General features: G+C 71.5%; 1 protein-coding gene and 1 pseudogene. Both read left to right on the top strand.

Annotated elements, in window-relative coordinates:
• Nucleotides 1-4,177 (top strand): type I polyketide synthase (locus IF11_RS0135905; protein WP_425315204.1); only part of this gene is annotated, 4,177 nt, incomplete at its 5' end.
• Nucleotides 4,063-5,503, top strand: a pseudogene (locus IF11_RS43370) (SDR family oxidoreductase); the annotation flags it as partial. The gene IF11_RS0135905 and the pseudogene IF11_RS43370, both read left to right, overlap by 115 nt.

Here is a 5,503-nt window from a genome sequence, read left to right as displayed (position 1 = left end):
CTCGCTGGCCGGTGAGTTCGTGGACGCGTCGCTGCGGCTGGTCGGCCCCGGCGGCCGGTTCCTGGAGATGGGCAAGACCGACATCCGGGAGGCCGCCGATGTGCCCGACGGCGTGAACTACCAGGCTTTCGACCTGGGTTGGGTGGACCCGGACGGTATCCAGCGGATGCTGGTCGCCGTCATGGACCTGTTCGAGCAGGGTGCGCTGGAGCCGCTGCCGGTGCGGTCGTGGGATGTACGGCGGGCACGCGACGCGTTCCGGTTCATGAGCATGGCCCGGCATGTCGGCAAGATCGTGCTGACCATGCCCCGGGTCTGGGACGCCGAGGGTACGGTCCTGATCACCGGCGGCACGGGCGGTCTGGGCGGCGTGCTGGCACGGCACTTGGTGGCCGAGCGCGGCGTACGGCACCTCGTGCTCACCAGCCGGCGCGGGCTCTCCGCCGAGGGAGCCACGGAACTCGTCGCCGAACTGACGGCACAGGGCGCCTCGGTGTCCGTCGAGGCGTGTGATGTCGCGGACCGCGACGCCCTGGCGGAACTGCTGGGCGCGCTCCCGGCCGAGCATCCGCTGACGGCGGTCGTCCACACGGCGGGTGTGCTGGACGACGGCATCATCGGCTCACTGACCCCCGAGCGACTGGCCCGGGTGCTGCGGCCGAAGGTCGACGCGGCCTGGCATCTGCATGAGCTGACCCGCGATCTCGATCTGGCCGCCTTCGTGGTCTTCTCCTCGGTCTCCGGTGTGATCGGCGGCGCGGGGCAGGCCAACTACGCGGCGGGCAACGCCTTCCTGGACGCCCTCGCCGCGCACCGTCAGGCCGCGGGCCTGCCGGGAGTCTCGCTGGCATGGGGCGCCTGGAACCAGGGCGCCGGGATGACGAGCGGCCTCGGCGAGGCCGATCTGCGCCGGGCCGCCGAGGCCGGCATGCCCCTGCTCTCGGTCGACCAGGGCGTATCGCTGTTCGACGCCGCGCTGGCCACCGGTCAGGCCGCGGTGGCGCCCGTACGGCTCGACCTGTCGGTGCTGCGCGCGCAGGGCGCCGTCCCGCCGCTGCTGCGGGGACTGGTCCGTACAACCGCGCGGCGTACGGCGGTCGCGGGGCCCGGCGCGGGCACGGACGCCGGGCTCGCCGAGCGTCTCAGCAGGCTGGAGCGCGCCGAACGGCACGAGACGCTGCTCACGCTCGTACGCGGCCAGGCGGCGCTGGTGCTCGGTCACGCGAGCGGCGACGGGGTCGACCCGGCACGGGCCTTCCGTGACCTGGGCTTCGACTCGCTGACGGCGGTCGAGCTGCGCAACCGGCTCAACACGGCGACCGGACTGCGGCTGCCCGCCACGATGGTCTTCGACTACCCGACGGTCGAGGCGCTGGCCGAGCATCTGCTCGAAGAACTGGTCGGCCCCGACGCGGACCTGGACACGGACGCGGCGGCACCGGAACTCTCCCGGGCCATGCTCGACGACGATCCGGTCGTGGTCGTCGGTATGAGCTGCCGCTTCCCCGGCGGCATCGGGTCGCCGGAGGATCTGTGGCGGGTGGTCACCGAGGGCGCCGATGTCGTCTCCGACTTCCCGACGAACCGCGGCTGGGACGTCGACGCGCTCTACAACCCCGACCCGGAGCACATGGGTACCTCGTACACGCGGCAGGGAGGATTCCTGCACGACGCGGGCGAGTTCGACCCGGCGTTCTTCGGGATGTCGCCGCGCGAGGCGATGGCGACGGACTCGCAGCAGCGGCTGCTGCTGGAGACGTCGTGGGAGGCGATCGAGCGGGCCGGCATCGACCCGGTGTCACTGCGCGACAGCCAGACCGGTGTGTTCGCCGGTGTGATGTACGGCGGCTACAACACCACCTTGAGCGGCAAGGAGTTCGAGGGCTTCCAGGGCCAGGGCAGCGCGCTGAGCGTGGCCTCGGGCCGCGTCTCGTACACCTTCGGCTTCGAGGGCCCCGCCGTCACGGTCGACACGGCGTGCTCGTCGTCGCTGGTGGCGATGCATCTCGCCGCGCAGGCGCTGCGCAGCGGTGAGTGCTCGCTGGCGCTGGCCGGCGGTGTGACCGTGATGTCGATCCCCGACACCTTCGTGGAATTCTCGCGGCAGCGGGGCCTGGCCCCCGACGGCCGGTCCAAGCCGTTCTCCGAGTCGGCCGATGGCGTCGGCTGGTCCGAGGGCATCGGCATGCTCCTCCTGGAGCGGCGGTCGGACGCGCTGCGCAACGGCCACGAGATCCTCGCGGTGGTCCGGGGCTCGGCCGTCAACCAGGACGGTGCGTCGAACGGGCTGACGGCGCCGAACGGTCCTTCGCAGCAGCGCGTGATCCGTCAGGCGCTGGCCAGCGGCGGACTGTCGCCCGCCGATGTGGACGCGGTGGAGGCGCACGGTACGGGTACCACGCTGGGTGACCCGATCGAGGCGCAGGCGCTGCTGGCCACGTACGGCCGTGATCGTGACCCGGAGCGTCCGCTGCTGCTCGGTTCGGTGAAGTCGAACCTGGGGCACACCCAGGCCGCCGCGGGCGCCGCCGGTGTGATCAAGATGATCATGGCGATGCGCCATGGTGTGCTGCCGCCGACGCTGAATGTGACCGAGCCGTCGTCGCATGTCGACTGGTCGGCGGGCGCGGTGGAACTGCTCACGGAGTCCGCGGAGTGGCCGGAGACCGATCGCGCGCGACGGGCGGGTGTCTCGTCGTTCGGTATCAGCGGTACGAACGCGCACGTCATCCTGGAGCAACCGGTGACGGTGATCCAGGGAACGGTGGTGACCGGGCCCGAGGCATCCGAGGCACCGGTGGTGGAGCCGGGCGTGGTGCCGTGGGTGCTGTCCGGCAAGACGCCGGAGGCGCTGCGCGGCCAGGCGGGCCGGCTGCTCTCCTACATCCAGGCACGGCCCGAACTGCGGCCGGTGGACATCGGGTTCTCGCTGGCGACAGGCCGGTCGAAGTTCGACCACCGGGCGGTGGTGTCGGCCGGCGAGCGCGAGGAGACGGTGCGCGCGCTGGCGGGCCTGGCGGTCGGCGAGCCGGACGCCTCGGCGGTGTCGGGTGCGGTCGTCGGTGGGAAGACGGCGGTGCTGTTCTCGGGGCAGGGTGCGCAGCGGCTGGGGATGGGCCGTGAGTTGTACGGCCGGTTCCCGGCGTTCGCGGAGGCACTGGATTCCGTACTGCCGCTGTTGGACGGCGAGTTGGGGCGTTCGCTGCGTGAGGTGATGTGGGGCGAGGACGCGGAGCTGCTGAACGACACGGGCTTCACTCAGCCGGCGTTGTTCGCGATCGAGGTGGCGCTGTTCCGGCTGGTGGAGTCGTGGGGTGTACGGCCGGACTTCGTGGCGGGTCATTCGATCGGTGAGATCGCGGCGGCGCATGTGGCGGGGGTGTTCTCGCTGGCGGACGCCTGCGCGCTGGTGGTGGCGCGGGCGCGGTTGATGGGGGCGCTGCCGGCCGGTGGAGCGATGGTCGCGGTCCAGGCGACGGAGGACGAGGTGCTGCCGCTGCTGTTCGAGCGGCAGGACCAGGTGTCGATCGCCGCGGTCAACGGCCCCTCGGCGCCGCGTATCCCGGTGGTGTCGAACCTGACGGGTGGTCTGGCGTCGGCGGAGGAGCTGTGCTCGGCCGAGTACTGGGTACGGCATGTCCGCGAGGCCGTGCGCTTCGCGGACGGGGTACGGACGCTCGGTGAGCAGGGCGTGAGCACGTTCCTGGAGCTGGGTCCGGACGGCGTGCTCTCCGCGATGGCGCGGGAGTCGGTATCGGACGAGGCCCTCACGGTGCCGGTCCTCCGTAAGAACCGCGCCGAGGAACAGTCGGCCGTCACCGCACTGGCTCAGCTGCATGTGCGTGGTGTCGCCGTGGACTGGGCCGGGTTCTTCGCCGGTACCGGGGCGTCGCGGGTGGATGTGCCCACGTACGCCTTCGAGCACCAGCCGTTCTGGCCCGGCGGGATGCGGGGCGGCGCCGACGCGGCGGCGATCGGACTTGTCCCGGCCGGGCATTCGCGGGTGCCGGGGCCGGGGTTGATTTCGATGCGTCGGTGTGGCCGCCGGTGGGTGCCGAGCCGGTGGATCTGGATGGTTTCTACGATGCTCGGGCGGCCGAGGGCTTCGCGTACGGTCCGGTGTTCCAGGGGCTGCGGGCCGCTTGGAGCCGGGATGGCGAGGTCTTCGCCGAGGTGAGCCTGCCCGAGGACGCGCAGGGCGACGCGGTGGCCTTCGGCCTCCATCCCGCGCTGCTGGACGCCGGGCTTCACTCGGCGTGGTTCGTGGGTTCGTCGGCTGATGGCGCGGACCGGCGGAGTGGCGGTGTGCCGTTCTCGTGGAGCGGGGTGTCGTTGCAGGCGTCGGGGGCTTCTTCGGTACGCGTGAGGCTGACGCGCGAGGCCGATGGTGCCGTGTCGATCGCGGTGGCTGATGTGACGGGCGCGCCGGTCGCGTCGGTGGAGTCGCTGGCGATGCGGGCGCTGTCGACGGAGGCTCTGGACGATGAGGGTGCGCTGACGAGGGACGCGCTGTTCCGGCTGGACTGGATGCCGGTGGCTGCCGCGTCCACCAGCACCGCACAGCGAATCGCCGTGATCGGCCAGGACAGCCTGGGCCTGGTGGAGGCGGTGCGTGCTGCGGGTGCTGAGGCCGAACTGAGTGTGGATTCGGCTGCGTTGGCCGCTGATGGGTCCGAGATGCCGGGCGTGGTGCTGATTCCGGTGGTCGGGGAGCCCGGCGCGGATATGGCTGGTTCGGTACGGGCGTTGACGCATCGGGTGCTCGGGCAGCTTCAGGAGCGGTTGGCGGATGAGCGGTTCGCGGAGTCGCGGTTCGTCTTTGTGACGCGGGGTGCTGTGGGTGGCGCTGATGTGGCGGCGGCTGCGGTGCGGGGTCTCGTACGGTCGGCGCAGTCGGAGAATCCGGGTTGCTTCGGTCTGGTCGATCTCGATCCGGCCGAGCCGGTCGTGCAGTCGGTGCCGCTGTCGGTGCTGAGCGCGGATGAGCCGCAGGTGATCGTCCGCGAGGGTGAGGCGCTGGCCGGGCGGCTGGTACGCGGGTCGGCACCGGGGCTTGCGGCACACCCGGTCTGGGATGGCGATGGCAGTGTGCTGATCACCGGTGGTACGGGTGGTCTGGGCGCGGTGGTGGCGCGGCATCTGGTGGCGGAGCACGGGGTGCGCAGGCTGCTGCTGGTGAGCCGCCGGGGCCTGGGCGCCGAGGGAGCCGAGGAACTGGTCGCCCAGCTGGAGCTGCAAGGGACCGAGTGGTGCATGCGGCGGGTGTGCTGGATGACGGTGTGGTCGGTTCGCTGACGCCGGAGCGGCTGGACACGGTCCTGCGGCCGAAGGCTGACGCGGCCTGGCATCTGCATGAACTGACCCGTGAACAAGAGCTTTCGGCGTTTGTGGTCTTCTCCTCCGCCGCCGCCCTGTTCGGTAGTGCGGGGCAGGGGAATTATGCGGCGGGTAACGCGTTCCTGGATGCGTTGATGGAGCGTCGTCGGGCTGAGGGTCTGCCGGG

The organism is Streptomyces scopuliridis RB72 (assembly GCF_000718095.1).
GTDB lineage: Bacteria > Actinomycetota > Actinomycetes > Streptomycetales > Streptomycetaceae > Streptomyces > Streptomyces scopuliridis.
The sequence above is the reverse complement of the archived record's forward strand: the minus strand, read 5'-3'. Positions and strand labels throughout refer to the sequence as shown.